The following is a 15293-nucleotide window of genomic DNA, read 5'->3' on the forward strand; positions in this document are numbered from 1 at the left end:
CGGTCGGGAGAGCGCACCTATACGCGATAGAACGGGCCTGATACGTTCGAATTCGACCGTCGTCGTATTTGTGGTCGTGGATACACTTATAACGACTCGTATGGTATACGCTCACAGGATGACGCGAAGAATCCAGCGACGAGACGTGCTCAGAGGCGCCGGTGCGGTCGGCATCGCGGGGCTCGCCGGCTGTTCGACGGAGAGCGGCGACGGGAGCGACGGCGGCGACGGGTCCGACGGCTCCGACGGGTCCGACGGCTCCGACGGAAGCGATGGCGGCGACGGCTCCGACGTCCCAGACGCCGTGATGGTCGTCGGCTTCCCGCAGTCCGGTATCCAGCTGTTCCGCGACTTCTACTCGGAGTTCGCCGACAGCGCGCCGGACTTAGACATCATCGTCCCCGACGGGCTGATCGACGGCGACCTCCCCGGCGAGGTCGACAACGACATGAACAACGTCATCGGCACCGCGCCCTCCGCTGGCGGCCCGGGCGCGGAGTTCTTCAACGAATCGTATCAGGAGGAGTACGGCCAGGAGCCGGGCGTGTTCACCGCCCAGGCGTACGACGCGATGGCGGTCGAGATACTCGCGGCGACCGCGGCCGGGGAGAACGACGGCGAGGCGATCCGCGACCGCGTCCGGACCGTCGCGAACCCCGGCGGCGACGAGTTCGGTCCCGCGGACCTCCCCGAGGCCGTCGAGACGGTCGCCGGGGGCGACCCTGTTCACTACGTGGGCGCGTCCTCGAGCGTCAACTTCGACGTCAACGGCGACATGGCCACCGCGGCCTACGACATCATCGACTTCCAGGACGGCGAACTCGTCACCCTCGACACCGTCGAGTTCGGGAACGAGCTCTCCGAGGAAGACCAGAGCGCGACCGCGGCCGACCCGGTCGGCGTCGACTCGTTCACCGCTCGGATCGGCGTGTTGATGCCGGAGACGGGCGACCTCGGCCCGCTCGGCGGCCCGATCCGCGACGGCGCGCTGCTCGCGGCCACGCAGGTCAACGACGCCGGCATCAACGTCGACGTCGAGACGCGGGTCGAGGACACGCAGACCAACCCGCAGGCCGGTATCTCGGGCGCGAACGCCATCGTCAACGCCGGCTACGGCGCCGTCGTCGGTCCGGCGTCGTCGAACGTCAACCTTCAGGTCGCAGACCAGGTGTTCATCCCCAACGGCGTCGTCGGCATCTCGCCGTCCTCGACCGACCCGAACGTGACGGACTTAGAGGACAACGGCTACATCTTCCGGACCGCCCCCTCCGACCTGCTTCAGGGGCCCGCGATGGCCGACCTCGCCGTGGGCGACACCGTGGGCGCCGAGAGCTCCGGCACGCTGTACCTCAACGACGCCTACGGGCAGTCGCTCGAAGAGGCGTACGTGAACGCGTTCCAGGAGCGCGACGGGACGGTCACTCAGCGCGTCTCCTTCGAGCCGAACCAGCCGACGTACACCAGTCAGTGGTCGAGCGTGCTGAACGAGTAGGGAACTCACCAATTCTTTTCCGTTTTTTCGCGGTGCGTGAGCCGCTGTGCTCGCCTCAGTCCGTCACTTCTTGTACGCCTCGCGCAGGAACACCAGAGCCCCGCCCAGCATCGCGAGGTTGCCGAAGAAGGCGAGCCGCTCGCCGCTCTTGTCATCCTCGTCGGCGTTCCAGAAGTCGTGCATCGTCGCGGTCACCACGGTCAGGAACGCGACCGCCGCGCCGGTCGCGATCCGGGGGAGCCGCCAGAGCGCGATGCCGAGCCCGGCGACGACCATCATGCCCGAAGCGAACGGCGCGGCGATGTCCGGCATCGGGACGCCGGCCGACTCGGCGTACTCGATCGAGTCGTCCATGTCGCGGAAGTCCTCCGAGGCCTGTGCAGCGAGGCCGACACCGAGCAGGACGCGGCCGAGCCGCGACGGCGCGCCGCGGCCGGCCGCCTCGTCCGTCGTCTCTGTGGATTCGTCGCTCATACGCCGTACAACGCGGTCGCGCCTCATAAATCGCGGTGGCGAACGACCCCGTCTCCGGGGACGGAGAAGGGTTCAGTCCGCGGTCGCCGCTGTCGCCTCGTGGTCGATCTCCGTCCCGAGCAGGTCGAGGAACTGCGCGATCCACTCGGGGTGGTCGGGCCACGCCTGCCCGGTGACGAGGTTCCCGTCGGTCGTCACGCCGTCGACCCACGAGCAGCCGGCGGCCTCGACCTCGGGCCTGACCGCGGGGTACGCCGTCAGCTCGTAGCCGTCGAGCACGCCCGCCGCCGCGAGGATCTGTGGGCCGTGGCAGATCGACGCGACGGGCTTGTCGGCCTCGAAGAAGTGCCGAACCGCTTTGAGCACCTCGTCGTAGCCCCGCAGGTACTCGGGGGCGCGCCCGCCGGGGACGACCAGCGCGTCGTAGTCGGCGGGGTCGACGTCGTCGAACCCGTGCGTGAGCTCGAAGTTGTGCCCTCGGGTCTCTAGGTACGTCTGGTCGCCGCGGAAGTCGTGGATCGCGGTCTTGACCGACTCACCGCTCTCCTTCTCCGGGCAGACGGCGTGAACCTCGTGGCCGACCGCCTGGAGCGCCTGAAACGGCACCATAATCTCGTAGTCTTCCCCGAAGTCGCCGACGATCATCAGTATCCGTTGTCCTGTCATGCGTGTAACACCACCTGCTCGTACGCGCTACTGTTCAATAACAATACTGGGGAGTGATACCACACGACGACCCCGAGCCGCGGGGGTCGATCCCGACGAACCGGGCTCGGTATCGCCACCGACGCCGCCGTTCACGGCCGGTCGGGATCGAACGGCTCGTAGACGTGGAACCCGTCGCTCCGGACGTCGACGAGGTAGCCGGCGTAGCGGAACTCGACGCTCTCTGTCCCGTTCCGAGCGGCTTCGGTCGGTTCGGGACCGAAGAAGGCGCGTTCGATCCCTTCCGGGTCGATGGTGTGGTACAGCCGGGCCTCCAGTTCCGTCGGCTCGACGCCCTCGGCGTCCGCGACGGCGAACACGATGTCCGTCACGAGCTCTCCGTTGCCCTCGGGATCGTACAGCCGTTGCGCGACGCGGTTCCAGTGGGCGTTCTGACTAAGCGTCGGCGTGTCTCCGACGGGAACGGAGTCGACTCGGTCAGCCATCCGATTCACCCGAGGAAGCGCCCGTCACGGGCAACCGATCGGTCCGGGCGGGCACCGGCCACGAGAGAGGGGTCATTTGGCTGCGCCGTCCACCAACGAGAGCACGCTCTGTTCGAGTTCGTCCATGTCGGGGGCCTCGTACGCGTCTTCAGTCTGCCACTTGTAGCGGACGTCGTGCGACTCGTCGAGGGCCACGAGCGCCCGCTTCGGGACGCCGGCGTGGTGTTCCCACTCGTCGTACGCGAGATTGAACTCCTTGATGACCTCGCCCTCCGTGTCGCTCAGGAGGGGGAACGAGAGGTCGTACTCCCGGATGAACCGCTTGTGCGCGTAACACGAGTCCCGCGAGACCCCGAACACGTCGACGTTCTCGGTGAAGGAGAGCCACTCGGCGTCCCGAAACCCGCACAGCTCCTCGGTGCAGACGGGGCTGAAGTCGAACGGGTAGAACACGAGCACTACCGCCCCGCCGTCCGTGTAGTCGCTCAACCGGTACTCGGCGATCTCGTCACCCTCCGTCCCCGGTAGCGAAAAATCGAAGCCGAGTCTCTCGGTGTCCCTCATACGGTGGTTTTGTTTCACCGACAGATGCTTCCACGGGATGGTCAATAATGCCGTTTATATCAGGTGTTCCTGGGCTCGTAATATCCGTCGGTACCCTCAATTTCGGCTCCGGTCGAGTTGCGCTCGCTACGTTCGTTCGCCGTGCGCTCCGCCGCCCGTCGGCTGCTCCGTCAGCCGAGGAACTCGATGCCGGTGACCTCGAACCGCGCTCCGCCGCTCTCCGCCTCGGTCGCGACGACGTCCCAGCCGTGCGCGTTGACGATCGTCCGAACAACCGAGAGACCGTAGCCGTGCCCGTCGTCACGCGTGGTAAAGCCGTGGTCGAACACCTCCGCCTCGTGGCCGTCGGCGATCCCCGGGCCGTCGTCCTCGACGAAGAAGCCTGTGTCGAGCGGGCCGACCCGAACCGTTACGGCGCCGTCCCCTCCTTCGCCGTCGCCGGGCTCCGCCCGGCTGCTAGTCGAGCCGTGCTCGACACAGTTCCGGAAGAGGTTCTCGAACAGCTCGCGGAGCCTGTCGGGATCGCTGCTCACCGACCGGACGGGCTCGTACTGGAGCTTCGCCCCGGATCCGGTGTTCAGGTCTCGCCACGCCGCGTCGACGACCTCGCCGATATCCGTCGGTTTCGGGTCGCTGACGACGTTTCCCTGTCGGGCGACGCGGAGCAGATCGTCGACGAGTCGCGCCATCCGGTCGGTCGTCTCGTCGATCCGTTCGAGGTGCTTCTCGTCCCCGGTCTCCTCGTACAGCGTCAGGTTCCCCTCGATGACGTTCAACGGGTTCCGGAGGTCGTGCGCGAGGATATCGGTGAACTCCTTGAGGCGGTCGTTCTGCCGCTCTAACATCCGCTCGTACTCCTTCGTCGTCGTCGTGTCCTGACTGACCGCCGCGTACCCGTGAAACTCGCCGTTCCGCAGCGGCGACAGCGTCAGCGTGGCCCAGAAGACCGAGCCGTCCGCCCGCCGGTGCCAGTGCTCGAACTCGACCGTCTCCTCCGTCGGCTCCGCGAAGAAGTCCTCGGGAAGCGAGTCAGAGTCCCCCTCCCCCTCGTCGTCGGCGAACAGCATCCGGAGGTGTCGGTTGAGAACCGCCTTCGCGTCGTGGCCGTATAGTGTCGCCGCCGGAGCGGGCCAGGTGACGACGTTCCCGTCGGCGTCGAGCATGAAGATAGCGTGCGTCGAGATCTCCTCCAACAGTCGGCGCGCGACGGCGCCTCCCGACTCGGAGACATCCGTCGGAGGATCGAGAGAACCGAGAGCGTCCGTCATACGGGGAGGTCTCCCCCCTCCCGCGAATCTCTTCGGGATGACCTACCAAGGTATTTAAAACAGCGGTCGCCGAGACGGTCGCTCTGGCGTTAGTCCGCCAGTTCGACCACCATGACTTCCATGTCGGACCCGGTGCCGTCGGTGCGGTACTCCCACGTACCGCGGGGGTCGACGTCGTTTTCGAGGGCGGCGAGAATCACTCGACCGAGGGCATCCTCGAACTCCTTCGTGCTTGCTATCTCGTCGTCGGAAGTCGGGTCGGTTGTCATGGTCGGAAACGCGCTCGACTGCGAGACGATGCTGTCGCGGCGTCGAGCGCAGCGCCACGCAAACAAATGGGGTCCGCAATCATGTGCCTCTGCGTCATCCGGTACGACTTCTCACGGGAAAATACTACCGAAAAGCATGGTACACCAAGTTTTGGTCGCCTGCGCGAGACGCCCACTACCGAGTATTTAACGCGGTTGCGACAGAACGGGGAATATTGAATGAGCGTTATCGCTGAGGTGAGCATCCCGTCTGCGGCGTTCGAATTAGGGCAGATACTCCGGGTGGAAGGGCCCACGCAGGTCACGCTGGAGACGATGGTGCCGCTGGGCGGGAGACCGACCCCGTTCGTCCGAATCCGGAACGACGCGCGGGAGACCTTCGAGCGCTCCGTCAGCGAACACCCGTCGGTCAACGAGATCACACTCGTCAACACCCACGACGACGAGGCCCTGTACGCGCTTGACTGGGACCCCTCGGAGGCCTCGCTGTTGCGGAAAATCCTCGACCTGGGCGCGGTCCTCTTGGGCGCGACCGGAACCGCTGACACGTGGGGGCTCGAACTCAGGTTTCCGAGCCACGAGGCGCTCTCGACGTTTCAGGAGTACTATCTCGACGAGGACATCGACGTGTCGATCGAGCGCATCTATAACCCTACGAAGCCCGACGCGGGGCCGTGGTACGGACTGACGCCGCCGCAGCGCGAGACGCTCGCGGACGCCGTCGAGGCCGGGTACTACTCGCTGCCGCGCCAGATCTCCACCCAGGAGCTCGCGGACTCGTTCGATATCTCCGATCAGGCCGTCACCGAACGCCTCCGGCGCGGTATCTCCACGCTGGTGGCGAACACGCTGTTGGTCGACGAACCGGACGAGTGAGCCCGACTCCGCAACCTCCCAAGAGACCGCTCAGTTCGGCGGTTGGAGGTCCCGCTGGAACTCGTCGAACTGCTCGAGGTCTTCGGGGAGCTCGTACTCGATCTCCCGGTCGTCTTGGTTGTCGGGGAGGCGCCCGTCTTCGAGCTCCTCGGCGGCCTCCTCCCAGCCCGGCTTCACGCGGACGCTACGCGCGGGCGAGCCGACGACGACGTGGTGATCGGGCACGTCGCCCTGGACCACGGAGCGCGCGCCGACGACGCTGTTCTCGCCGACCCGACAGCCCGCCCGGACCATCGCGTCGTAGGTGACCCGCGCGTCCGCCTCGACTATCGTGTGGAAGTTCCGGACCTCCGTCTGGTCGACGATGTCGTGGTCGTGGCTGTAGAGGTGGACGCCGTCCGAGATGGAGGCGCGGTCGCCGATCGTCAGCTTCCCGCGGTCGTCGAGGTGGACGTCGTCGTGGATCACGACGTTATCGCCCACCTCGATGTTGTGGCCGTAGGTGACTGAGATCCCCTTGAAGAAGCGGCAGTTGTCGCCGCACTCGGCGAACAGGTGGTTCCCGAGCATCTGCCGGAAGCGGAGCGCGAACTCGACGTTGTCGGCCATCGGGGTGGCGTCGAACTGGCGCCAGAGCCACTGGAGGTGTTTCGAGCGCTGGAACCGGTCCTCGTCTTTCTCGGCGTAGTACTCCGACTCCAGCGTCGCGTTACACGGGTCGTACCCCTGGAGGCGGACGCGCTCGGCGCGCGACACCGACTCGCCGTCCTGCCACGCCTCCCACGCCTCGCGGTCGCCGTGGAGGTCGATCAGCACGTCGCGGACGACCTCGCAGGTGTCCTCGTCCGAGGAGAGCCGCTCGTCCACCTCGTCGATGAACCCTCGGACCCCGGCCTCGGCGCCGTCGGGCAGGGACACGTGTCGCTTTGTCATCGGCCCTCCTTCGTCGCCGTCACTCAAAGGGATTCGGTTGTGCGAACCGGACGCGCGGACGCCGTCCGCGGCCCGGCGTCTGCTCCCGCCGCCGAGCCGGCGTTCCCACGCGGTGACCGAGACCGCACCGGATAAGTGCGCCAACCCCCAACGCCGGGTATGGAACACCGCGAACTCGGTAACTCGGGCGTCGAGGTCTCGGAGATCGGCTTCGGCGCGTGGGTCGTCGGCACCGACTGGTGGGGCGACCGCTCGGACGAACAGGCGGTCGGGATGGTCGAGGAGGCGCTCGACGCGGGCGTCACCTACGTCGACACCGGCGACGTGTACGGCCACGGCGACAGCGAGGAGATTATCGGGAAGGCGATCGACGGCCGCCGCGACGAGGTGACGCTCGCGACGAAGATCGGCTACGACTTCTACAACAACCCGCAGGCCGGCCACGGCGAGCTTCCGAAAGAGCTCGACCGCGACTACCTCGAAACCGCCTTCGAGCGCTCGCTCGACCGCCTCGACACAGACTACGTCGACCTGCTCCAGCTCCACAACGCCAACGTCGACGACGTCACGCCCGAGGTGCGCGACCTCCTCCGCGAGTGGAAGGAGTCGGGGCGCGTCCGCGCGCTCGGCTGGGCGCTCGGCCCCTCGATCGGCTGGCTCGCCGAGGGCGACGCCGCGGTCGAGTACGACGAGTTCGACGCGGTCCAGACCGTCTTCAACCTCTTCGAGCAGGAGCCGGGCCGCCATTTTGTCGAGACGATCCGCGAGAGCGACTCGGACACCTCCGTCATCGCCCGCGTCCCGCACTCCTCCGGCCTGCTCAACGAGCAGGTGACGCCCGACACCGTCCTCGAGGACGGCGACCACCGCTCGCACCGCCCCAAGGAGTGGTACGAGACGGGCTGGGAGAAGGTCGAGGCGATCCGCTTCCTCGAAGACCCCGAGGGCGTCGAAGGGACCCGCACGATGGCACAGGCCGCGATCCGCTGGCTGCTCGCCCACGACGAGGTCGCCTCCGTCACGCCCACCTTCCGCGACGGCGACGACATCGCCGAGTGGAGCGCCGCCGCCGACGTGCCGCCGATCTCCGACGCCGAGTACGACCGCCTCGAAGAGCTGTACGCCCGCAACTTCGACATCGACCGCGACGACGGGATGGACGTCCTCCGCACCTCCGTCGACGGCGAGGACATCGAGGCGGCCGGCCTCGACAAGCGCGCGGCCTCGTACTGAGCGGCGAGCCTCCCCACCGCGTCGACGACTCAACCGACCCGCTCTTTTCGACACGGCCTACCCGCTCCTTTCGCCTCGAAACCGCCCGACTGCGAAGGCCTCCCGTCGAGTAGGATCACTTTCACTCCGCCCCGGTTCTGCCGCGCCGCTGGCGAACGTGGAAACGGTGGCTCGGTCGAAACCCGTCATCATAAAGGGCTCAGTGGGGGTAACCGACTCGTCATCGCCACCACACCGACGATTGCGCGGTCACCGGTATAAATGGCTCGCGACGCTCCGGAACCCGTTTGAACCCCGGCGGCCTCGGATCTCGCATGCGGGAAGTGACGTTCCGGATCCACCACGCTGGGGAGCCGGAGTGCGAGGTGAGCGCGCGCCACCCGGAGGTGCGGTACCGCTCCGTCTCCTCGATGACCGGAAGCGGGCCCGAGCGCAAGCGGATCGCCGAACTCACGGGGCCGCCGGCCGAGATCGAGGCGTTCGTCGAGGAGTTCCGGGAGTTCGACCTGATCGTCTCCGCGGAGCCGCTCGCGCCGATCGAGGGCACCCACGCGTACGTCGCGCTGACGATCGACGTCGCGGCCGCCGACTGGGACGGGATCGGCGACCGGTTCTCCCGGATGGGAATCCACTACCGGACGGGGACGACCATCTCCGGCGGCGTCGAGCGCTGGACGGCGTACCTCGAGGACGACGACGACCTCTCGGCGGTGATGCGCGAGCTCGAACGCGGCGGCAACGAGGTGGAGCTGGCGCGGAACGTCGAGCTCGCGTCGATTGAGCGCTCGCCGCAGCTCCCCGCGTCCGGCCTCCTCGACGGGCTCACCGACCGGCAGCGGGAGGTCCTCGCGACCGCGATCGCCGCGGGCTACTACGACCACGGCGGCGGCGTTGGCGTCGAGGAGGTCGCCGCCGAACTGGGTCTCGGCTCGACGACGGTGTGGGAGCACCTCTCGCGCGCCGAGTCGGCGGTGATGAACGCGCTGTTCGATCGGTTCGCGGAGGGCGAGCCGGTCGGGGCCGTCCGCGAGCGAGACCGAACAGATTCGGCGTGAGCGGTGTCAGACCAACGCTTTTGTAGCTTCGGGACGGAGCGCCGCGTATGGACGACGGAACTGTCTCCGTGCCGGACGAGCAGTACGAGCGCCTCGCGGCCCTCGCCGCCGCCCGCGGCGTGAGCCCCGAGACGCTGGTCGCTCGGCTCATCGACGATGCGTACGCCGGCCTCGACGCCGACGGCGACGCCCCCGACTCGCTCCCGCTCGGCGTCTGCGACGACTCCGACGAGGAGTGAGTCGGGCGGCGGCCTGACGAGGCGTTCGCGAGCCGCCGCGCCGGACTCGGACCCGTTCACGCCGCTATCTCGCTCCGGTTCCTCCGTCGCCGTCACTCCTCGTAGGGCCACCGCCCGCCCGTCTTCAGCTCCTCGACGTACCCCTCGTCGATGGCGTCGCGAATCGACTCCCGCGAGCGGTGTTCGGCCTCGACCTCCCCCGTCGCGAACCGGTAGACGGCCGCGGTCACGAGCGTCGCCATCTCGCGGAGGTCGCGGGAGTCGAGCTTGTCGAGGGTGTCGGCGTGGGTGTGCCCCCAGCCGCGCCCGGACTGGTCGCTCGTCGTGGAAGCCATCACGGCCGGGATTCCCTCCTGGACGAACGCCCACTGGTCGCCGTGCGGCGAGATCGTCTCGCCGGTCGTCAGGGGCGCGTCGAACGCGTCTGCGACGGCCTCGAACGTCGAGCGCATCCCGTCGAAGCCGTTCGTCCCCACGCGGAGGTTCCGCGAGCTACAGGCGCCGTCGAGGTTGACAACGCAGGCGATCTCCTCCTCCGGCGTCGTCTCCGCGGTGTGATACGCCCCCCACAGGCCGATCTCCTCCGAGCCGAAGGTGACGAGCCGCACCCGCGTGTCGAGGTCGTCCTCGATGGTCGCGAGCAGGCGCCCGACCTCCGCGACGAGCGCCGACCCCGCGCCGTTGTCGTTGGCGCCGTCGCTCACGTCGTGGGCGTCCACGTGCGCCGTGAGGTACACCGCCTCCTCCGTGTCCGGCCCGACCTCCGCGACCGCGTTCACCGAGGTCGTCGGCTCGTTCCGGCAGTCGACGTCGAGCGAGACGGTCGGGCCGTCATCCTCCTGATCTCCGGCGAGCCGCGAGAGCCGGTCGCCCACCTCCTTCGAGACGCCGACCGCGGGGATCGGGCCCGGTCGGTTGTGGTAGCCGATCTCGCCGGTCGGCGGGAGCGCCCCCTCGATGTGGTTGCGAAAGACGAACCCGACCGCGCCGCGTTCCGCCGCCGCGACGTACTTCTCCATCCGGTGGATCCACCTGTCGTGGGTGTCCGGGGTGCGCGAAGAGGCCATCGCGACCGCGCCCTCCAAGGCGTCGCCCGCCTCTGCGAACTCCTCGTCGGTGCCGTCGCCGACGTCGACGAGCGGGGCCGTCACCTCGCCGCTCGGCGTGCCGGGTAACGCGATCACCTCGTGGGAGTTCTCGTGGCGTCGCTCCACGGCGCCCGATACCGACAGCGACGACTCTCCGCGCCACCAGCCGGGGATCTCGAACTCGTCGAGGCCGGCGTTCCGCAGGCCGGCGGCCTCGAACGCCTCGACGACGCGCTCGGCGCCGCGCCGCTCGCCCGTCGACCCCGCCATTCGGTTTCCGATGTCGGTCAGGTCCGTGAGGAGGCTCCACCCGAAGTCGCTCGTCCGCGCGTCGCCGACGACGCGGTCCGGTAGCTCGGTCATACGATCCGGTTGGGCCGCGGGCGAAAAGGGGTTGTGGGAAGCGGAGCCGCCCGGTTCACTTCCACTCGTCGCCGTTCCCGGCGGCCTGCATCTCGCCTTTGGCCCGCCGCGGGGCCCGGCGCAGCGTCAGCGCCAGCACGGCAAAATAAAAAGCGCTGACGACCGCGAGCACGAACGCGCCCGGGATCGCGCCGACCGCGGCGGTCGCGACGACGCCGTTCCCCGACGGCGTGAACACCGTGAGCCTGACGACCCACGCGGCGATGAGGACGGAGAAGAGCGGCGCGTACACCCGGCGGAGCCGCCGGGAGACCGCCTCGACGCTCGGCATCTTGATCGTCGGCTCGCGGAGGTCCTCGCTCAGGAGCCGCCGCCAGTTTGACTCCTCGACGCCCTCGGGGTCGAGCGCGTTCGCGAACACGTTCTCCTCTAAGAGCCGCACACGGGACCGCCAAACGTCGAAGGTCCGGTACCGGCGCGTCTCGATCCCGAGGAAGACGCTGAGCATGACGAGCCCGATGAGCAGCACGTAGTGCGGCCGCGACTCGCTGGAGAACGTCCACGTGAGCAGCGACGCGGTCACCACGACCGCCCAGTTGGTCGTCCGATCGATGCGGGTCCGCCACGAGCTCGTCCGGCCGAGCTCGCCGCGGTAGGTGTGGGCCATCAGCGAGAGGAAGTCTGACCGGTCGGTCGCGGCCTCGGCGGCGACCTCGCGCTCCTCCCGCGATTCGGGATCGAAGTCCCTCGGTGGTTCGGACATACGGACCAATACCGAAGCGGGACGGGTAAAAGGGGGGTCGGTAGCGGGACGGGTAAAAGGGGAGTCGGTAGCGGGCGGACCCGGGGTTCGGCGGCGGGGGGCGAAGTTCGGCGGCGTCTCAGGCCGGGTCCGCCGCGGTCACCTCGACCGCAACGTCGTCGGGGTCGACGCCGATCCGCGCGAACTGCGTCCGGACGTGCTCGCGGGCCGCCTCGACCGCCTGCTCGCGGGTGTCGAACCCGCGCGGCATCGGCTCCTCGAAGGCGACGCGGATCTCCTCGCCGTCGACGACGAGCGGCGAGCCGCCGCTCTCGACCTCGTAGAAGGCGTCGCACACCCACACGTACGGCGCGTCCTCGTTCGGCGCGCCCTTGTACGCCGGCGGCTCCTCGCCGCGCTCGAACACCGTGCCGGTGAGGTCCGTCCCGCCGCCGCTGCCGCGAACGAGTATCATGCCACGGGTACGGGGTCGAGCGGGATAAGGGCCCCGCGACCGACGCTCCGCGGCCGGTCGGAGCCGAGACGGCCGTTCGCGGCGCGAGGGCAAACGCTTTCGGCCCGGCGACCGGTGAGTAGTCCATGACGCTGGAGGACTTCACCGAGTACACCGGAGACGGCGACGGCGAGGGCGACCCGCCGAGCGAGGCCGACTCCGCGGCCGACGGCGGGAGCGCGACCGAGGCGTCGGGACGCGACGACGCCCCGGCCGACGCGCCGCCCGCCGGCGGGTCCGGCTCGGACGCCGGCGACGACCCCGCCGAGGACGCGTTCGCCGCCTACGACGCGACGCCGGCCGGGAGCGACGCGGGGCTCGGGGTCGTCTCGGTCTCGCAGGGGCTTCGGGTGGCCGAGGAGGAGGACGAGACGTCGCTGAAGGCGTTCGTCACGACCGGGAACCGCGAGTCCGTGCGGCTCGGGAAGTACCTCCTGATCCCGTATCCAGACGGCGAGCGGCTGTTCTGCCGGATCACGGGGCTGGAGTACGCACAAGAGTTCCAGTCGGATGACGCGACGGAGATCCACGCCCGCCGGCAGATGCGGCGCGACGAGTTCGCCGAGCGCGACTACAAGTTCGTCGCCGACCTCGAACCGATGTCCGTCGTCTACGGCGAGGGCGAGGGGATGAAACGGCGGATGACGGACCGGGTGCCAAAGCCCGGCGCCGTCGTCGAGGAGGCGGCCGACGACGCCGAGATCAAGACCGGGCTGAAGATCCCCGACGACGGCGTCTTCCTCGGTCACCTCTCGGTCGGCGGCGAGAAGGTCCGGACCGCGGCGGAGCCCCCGACCGTCGACTACCGGGTGAAGGACGACTACGCCGACGGCGACCCGCTCGCGTTCCGCCACACGCTCGTCGCCGGCGGCACGGGGTCGGGGAAGACCCACGCCTCGAAGAACGTGCTCCGGCAGTACCTCGACTCCGACCGGACCTACCCGATGGGCGACGGCCGCGAGTCCCGGATGGCGGTCGTCCAGTTCGACCCGCAAGACGAGTACGCGCAGATGCACGACGACAACCCCGACCTCGACGACGCGTTCGCGCGCCGGCTGGAGCGCGAGGGGATCGCCCACGGCGGCCACGACGACACCGTCGCCCTCGTGCCCCGCGTCGCGAACGCGACGTACCCCGGGGAGGGGCACCGCGCCGAGCGCGTCGAGTTCACGATCCCCTTCTCGCTCGCGCGGGACATGCCGTGGCTGGTCGCGGGGTCCGGGCTCAACGACAACCAGTACCCCGCGCTTCTGACGCTTCTCAACCGCTTCTTCGACAACTACGGCGACTCGGGCACCTACAGCCAGTTCCTCTCGTACCTCGACGACCCGGCGCTCAAAGAGGAGCTCCACGAGAGCGGCCGGGTCCACGAGGCGACGTTCGACGCCGTCAAGCGGCGGGTTCGGGGCGTCCCGAGCGGCGTGTTCGACCAGGACGCGAAGCCGATCACGGAGTTAGACCACACCCTCGTGCGTCCGGGCGGCCTCTCGGTCGTACCCACCTACCACCTGCCGACCTCCCGGCAGAAGGAGATCGTCGTCCTCGCGGTCGCGGGCCTGCTCATCGACGACAAGCTCTCGAACGACCCGGGAAGCGACCGGATCAAGGAGACGCCGCTGCTCGTCGGGATGGACGAGGCGCACAACTTCCTCGCCGACGCCGACAACGTCCAGGCGCAGAAGGTGGTCCAGAAGTTCACGGAGGCCGCCAAGCAGGGCCGCAAGGAGCGGCTGGGCCTGTTCCTGATCACGCAGGACCCGCAGGACGTGGCCGAGTCGGTGTTCAAGCAGGTGAACACGAAGGTCGTCTTGAACCTCGGCGACGAGGACGCGATCTCCAGCGTGAACATCCCGACGAACCTCGCCGGGAAGGTCCCGTACATGGAGAAGGGGCAGATGGTCGTCTACTCGCCGGACAACTCCGAGCCCGTCGAGCTGATCGGCCTCTCGGAGTGCGTGACGCGGCACGACTGAGGGCGGGGTCTTACACGACTGACGGCGGGGCGCCGTTAGGCCCGCACGACCACCGTGTCCGCCCACCGGTCGCCGAGCCGCTGGTTGTCCCGAGAGTCGGCAATGAACACGACGCCGGCGAGGATCAGCAACAGCGAGCCGCCGCCGAGGATCTTAGTGACGTTTCGCACGACGGCGGCGACTGCGGAGACGTCGTCGCCGTTCGCGTCGACGACCTCGATTCCGACGATCCACTTCCCCGGCGTGTGGCCCCAGACCGCCTCCGACACGACGAGCCAGCCGACCGGGACGAGGAGGAACAGGAAGTCGGCGAGGCCGGCCGAGACGACGCCGACGACCAACGAAAGGACCGCGGCGACGGCGAGGCTCGCGACGATGTCGATGAGCCACGCGCCGCCGCGTGCGGTGACCGACGCCAGCTGCGACTGCGCGTACGCGGTGCTACCCATACCAGTCGCTGAACGGGCGCCCGGCAAGTGTTTTGTGACGGGCGTCGCAGCCACCGCTATCGAGCGGTTCCGCCGTCCGCCGCTCGCGGCGGATTGCCGCCGGGTCGGAGTCGTCGCTGCCCTTTTTAGCCGGAGCGGGCGAACCGCCGCGTATGAGCAAACGCATTCTCGTCGCAGTCGACGGATCGGAGGAGGCCGCGGAAGCGCTGCGGTTCGCGGCGGCCGAGTGGCCCGACGCCGAACTCACGGCGCTCCACGTGATCAACCCCGCGGACTCGGCGACGGGCGCCGAGGGCGGGTTCCCGGGGGCCTCCGACCAGTGGTACGCCAGCGCCAAGCAGCGCGGCGAGCGGATCCTCTCCGAGGCGGTCGACGCGGTCGACCGGGAGGTCGCAACGAGACTGGAGGTCGGGCGCCCGACGAAGACGATCCTCGGGGTTGCGGGCGGCGAGGCGCCGGTCGGGGAGGACGGCGAGGACCCCGGTGAGCCGTTCGACCACGTCGTGCTGGCGAGCCGGGGACGAACCGGGCTCTCGCGGGTCCTCCTCGGCAGCGTCGCGGAGGGCGTCGTGCGCCGCGCCGAGGTGCCCGTTACTGTCGTTCGGTGAGG

Annotated in this window: 18 protein-coding genes; 7 read left to right on the forward strand and 11 right to left on the reverse strand. The window is 68.8% G+C overall.

The window, feature by feature from the left end:
- Nucleotides 1-118 precede the first annotated feature (118 nt).
- On the forward strand, nucleotides 119-1492 hold the full coding sequence (locus ACOZ35_RS08480; RefSeq protein ID WP_424015937.1) for an ABC transporter substrate-binding protein: 1374 nt from the start codon (nucleotides 119-121) through the stop codon (nucleotides 1490-1492).
- Nucleotides 1493-1555: 63 nt separating this feature from the next.
- Here the strand turns inward: ACOZ35_RS08480 and ACOZ35_RS08485 are convergent, their stop codons facing one another.
- The 6 genes from ACOZ35_RS08485 to ACOZ35_RS08510 form a co-directional block, all read right to left on the reverse strand.
- Nucleotides 1556-1966: a DoxX family protein gene (locus tag ACOZ35_RS08485; RefSeq protein ID WP_424015938.1), complete on the reverse strand. Its 411-nt coding sequence runs from the start codon at nucleotides 1964-1966 to the stop codon at nucleotides 1556-1558.
- 72 nt (nucleotides 1967-2038) lie between these two features.
- The gene (locus ACOZ35_RS08490; RefSeq protein ID WP_424015939.1) at nucleotides 2039-2632 is read right to left on the reverse strand and encodes a DJ-1/PfpI family protein; all 594 of its coding nucleotides are present in this window, start codon (nucleotides 2630-2632) and stop codon (nucleotides 2039-2041) included.
- Nucleotides 2633-2763: 131 nt separating this feature from the next.
- The gene (locus ACOZ35_RS08495) at nucleotides 2764-3117 is read right to left on the reverse strand and encodes a HalOD1 output domain-containing protein (protein WP_424015940.1); all 354 of its coding nucleotides are present in this window, start codon (nucleotides 3115-3117) and stop codon (nucleotides 2764-2766) included.
- Between the two features lie 72 nt (nucleotides 3118-3189).
- The gene (locus tag ACOZ35_RS08500; protein ID WP_424015941.1) at nucleotides 3190-3681 is read right to left on the reverse strand and encodes a redoxin domain-containing protein; all 492 of its coding nucleotides are present in this window, start codon (nucleotides 3679-3681) and stop codon (nucleotides 3190-3192) included.
- A 170-nt stretch (nucleotides 3682-3851) separates the two neighbouring features.
- Complete coding sequence (locus ACOZ35_RS08505; RefSeq protein ID WP_424015942.1) at nucleotides 3852-4949, reverse strand: ATP-binding protein; 1098 nt, start codon at nucleotides 4947-4949, stop codon at nucleotides 3852-3854.
- An 89-nt stretch (nucleotides 4950-5038) separates the two neighbouring features.
- Complete coding sequence (locus ACOZ35_RS08510) at nucleotides 5039-5218, reverse strand: hypothetical protein (RefSeq protein ID WP_424015943.1); 180 nt, start codon at nucleotides 5216-5218, stop codon at nucleotides 5039-5041.
- 219 nt (nucleotides 5219-5437) lie between these two features.
- On the opposite strand from ACOZ35_RS08510, the gene ACOZ35_RS08515 reads away from it, so the two are divergent.
- Nucleotides 5438-6094 carry a helix-turn-helix domain-containing protein gene (locus tag ACOZ35_RS08515; RefSeq protein ID WP_424015944.1) on the forward strand — a complete coding sequence of 219 codons (657 nt, stop codon included), beginning with the start codon at nucleotides 5438-5440 and terminating at the stop codon, nucleotides 6092-6094.
- 30 nt (nucleotides 6095-6124) lie between these two features.
- Here ACOZ35_RS08515 and ACOZ35_RS08520 read toward each other — a convergent pair whose 3' ends face one another.
- Entirely contained in the window at nucleotides 6125-7027 is a 903-nt protein-coding gene (locus ACOZ35_RS08520) for an acyltransferase (RefSeq protein WP_424015945.1), read from the reverse strand.
- A gap of 159 nt (nucleotides 7028-7186) precedes the next feature.
- Between ACOZ35_RS08520 and ACOZ35_RS08525 the strand changes: the two genes are divergently transcribed.
- From ACOZ35_RS08525 to ACOZ35_RS08535, 3 genes are all read left to right on the forward strand, one after another.
- The gene (locus ACOZ35_RS08525) at nucleotides 7187-8260 is read left to right on the forward strand and encodes an aldo/keto reductase (protein ID WP_424015946.1); all 1074 of its coding nucleotides are present in this window, start codon (nucleotides 7187-7189) and stop codon (nucleotides 8258-8260) included.
- Between the two features lie 314 nt (nucleotides 8261-8574).
- Nucleotides 8575-9315 carry a helix-turn-helix domain-containing protein gene (locus tag ACOZ35_RS08530; protein WP_424015947.1) on the forward strand — a complete coding sequence of 247 codons (741 nt, stop codon included), beginning with the start codon at nucleotides 8575-8577 and terminating at the stop codon, nucleotides 9313-9315.
- 47 nt (nucleotides 9316-9362) lie between these two features.
- Complete coding sequence (locus ACOZ35_RS08535) at nucleotides 9363-9554, forward strand: hypothetical protein (protein ID WP_424015948.1); 192 nt, start codon at nucleotides 9363-9365, stop codon at nucleotides 9552-9554.
- Between the two features lie 92 nt (nucleotides 9555-9646).
- Here ACOZ35_RS08535 and ACOZ35_RS08540 read toward each other — a convergent pair whose 3' ends face one another.
- The 3 genes from ACOZ35_RS08540 to ACOZ35_RS08550 all read right to left on the reverse strand — a co-directional run bounded on the left by ACOZ35_RS08540 (nucleotide 9647) and on the right by ACOZ35_RS08550 (nucleotide 12222).
- Complete coding sequence (locus tag ACOZ35_RS08540) at nucleotides 9647-11005, reverse strand: M28 family peptidase (protein ID WP_424015949.1); 1359 nt, start codon at nucleotides 11003-11005, stop codon at nucleotides 9647-9649.
- A gap of 55 nt (nucleotides 11006-11060) precedes the next feature.
- Nucleotides 11061-11768, reverse strand: a complete 708-nt coding sequence (locus ACOZ35_RS08545) for a DUF2270 domain-containing protein (protein ID WP_424015950.1) — start codon at nucleotides 11766-11768, stop codon at nucleotides 11061-11063.
- A 118-nt stretch (nucleotides 11769-11886) separates the two neighbouring features.
- Complete coding sequence (locus tag ACOZ35_RS08550) at nucleotides 11887-12222, reverse strand: DUF7113 family protein (protein WP_424015951.1); 336 nt, start codon at nucleotides 12220-12222, stop codon at nucleotides 11887-11889.
- Nucleotides 12223-12347: 125 nt separating this feature from the next.
- On the opposite strand from ACOZ35_RS08550, the gene ACOZ35_RS08555 reads away from it, so the two are divergent.
- Entirely contained in the window at nucleotides 12348-14234 is a 1887-nt protein-coding gene (locus ACOZ35_RS08555; protein ID WP_424015952.1) for an ATP-binding protein, read from the forward strand.
- Nucleotides 14235-14269: 35 nt separating this feature from the next.
- Here the strand turns inward: ACOZ35_RS08555 and ACOZ35_RS08560 are convergent, their stop codons facing one another.
- Complete coding sequence (locus ACOZ35_RS08560; protein WP_424015953.1) at nucleotides 14270-14683, reverse strand: RDD family protein; 414 nt, start codon at nucleotides 14681-14683, stop codon at nucleotides 14270-14272.
- 152 nt (nucleotides 14684-14835) lie between these two features.
- Here ACOZ35_RS08560 and ACOZ35_RS08565 point away from each other — a divergent pair, with 152 nt between their 5' ends.
- Nucleotides 14836-15291 carry a universal stress protein gene (locus ACOZ35_RS08565; RefSeq protein WP_424015954.1) on the forward strand — a complete coding sequence of 152 codons (456 nt, stop codon included), beginning with the start codon at nucleotides 14836-14838 and terminating at the stop codon, nucleotides 15289-15291.
- Nucleotides 15292-15293 lie beyond the last annotated feature (2 nt).

The sequence above is a fragment of the Halorubrum xinjiangense genome (assembly GCF_049604745.1).
GTDB lineage: Archaea > Halobacteriota > Halobacteria > Halobacteriales > Haloferacaceae > Halorubrum > Halorubrum xinjiangense_A.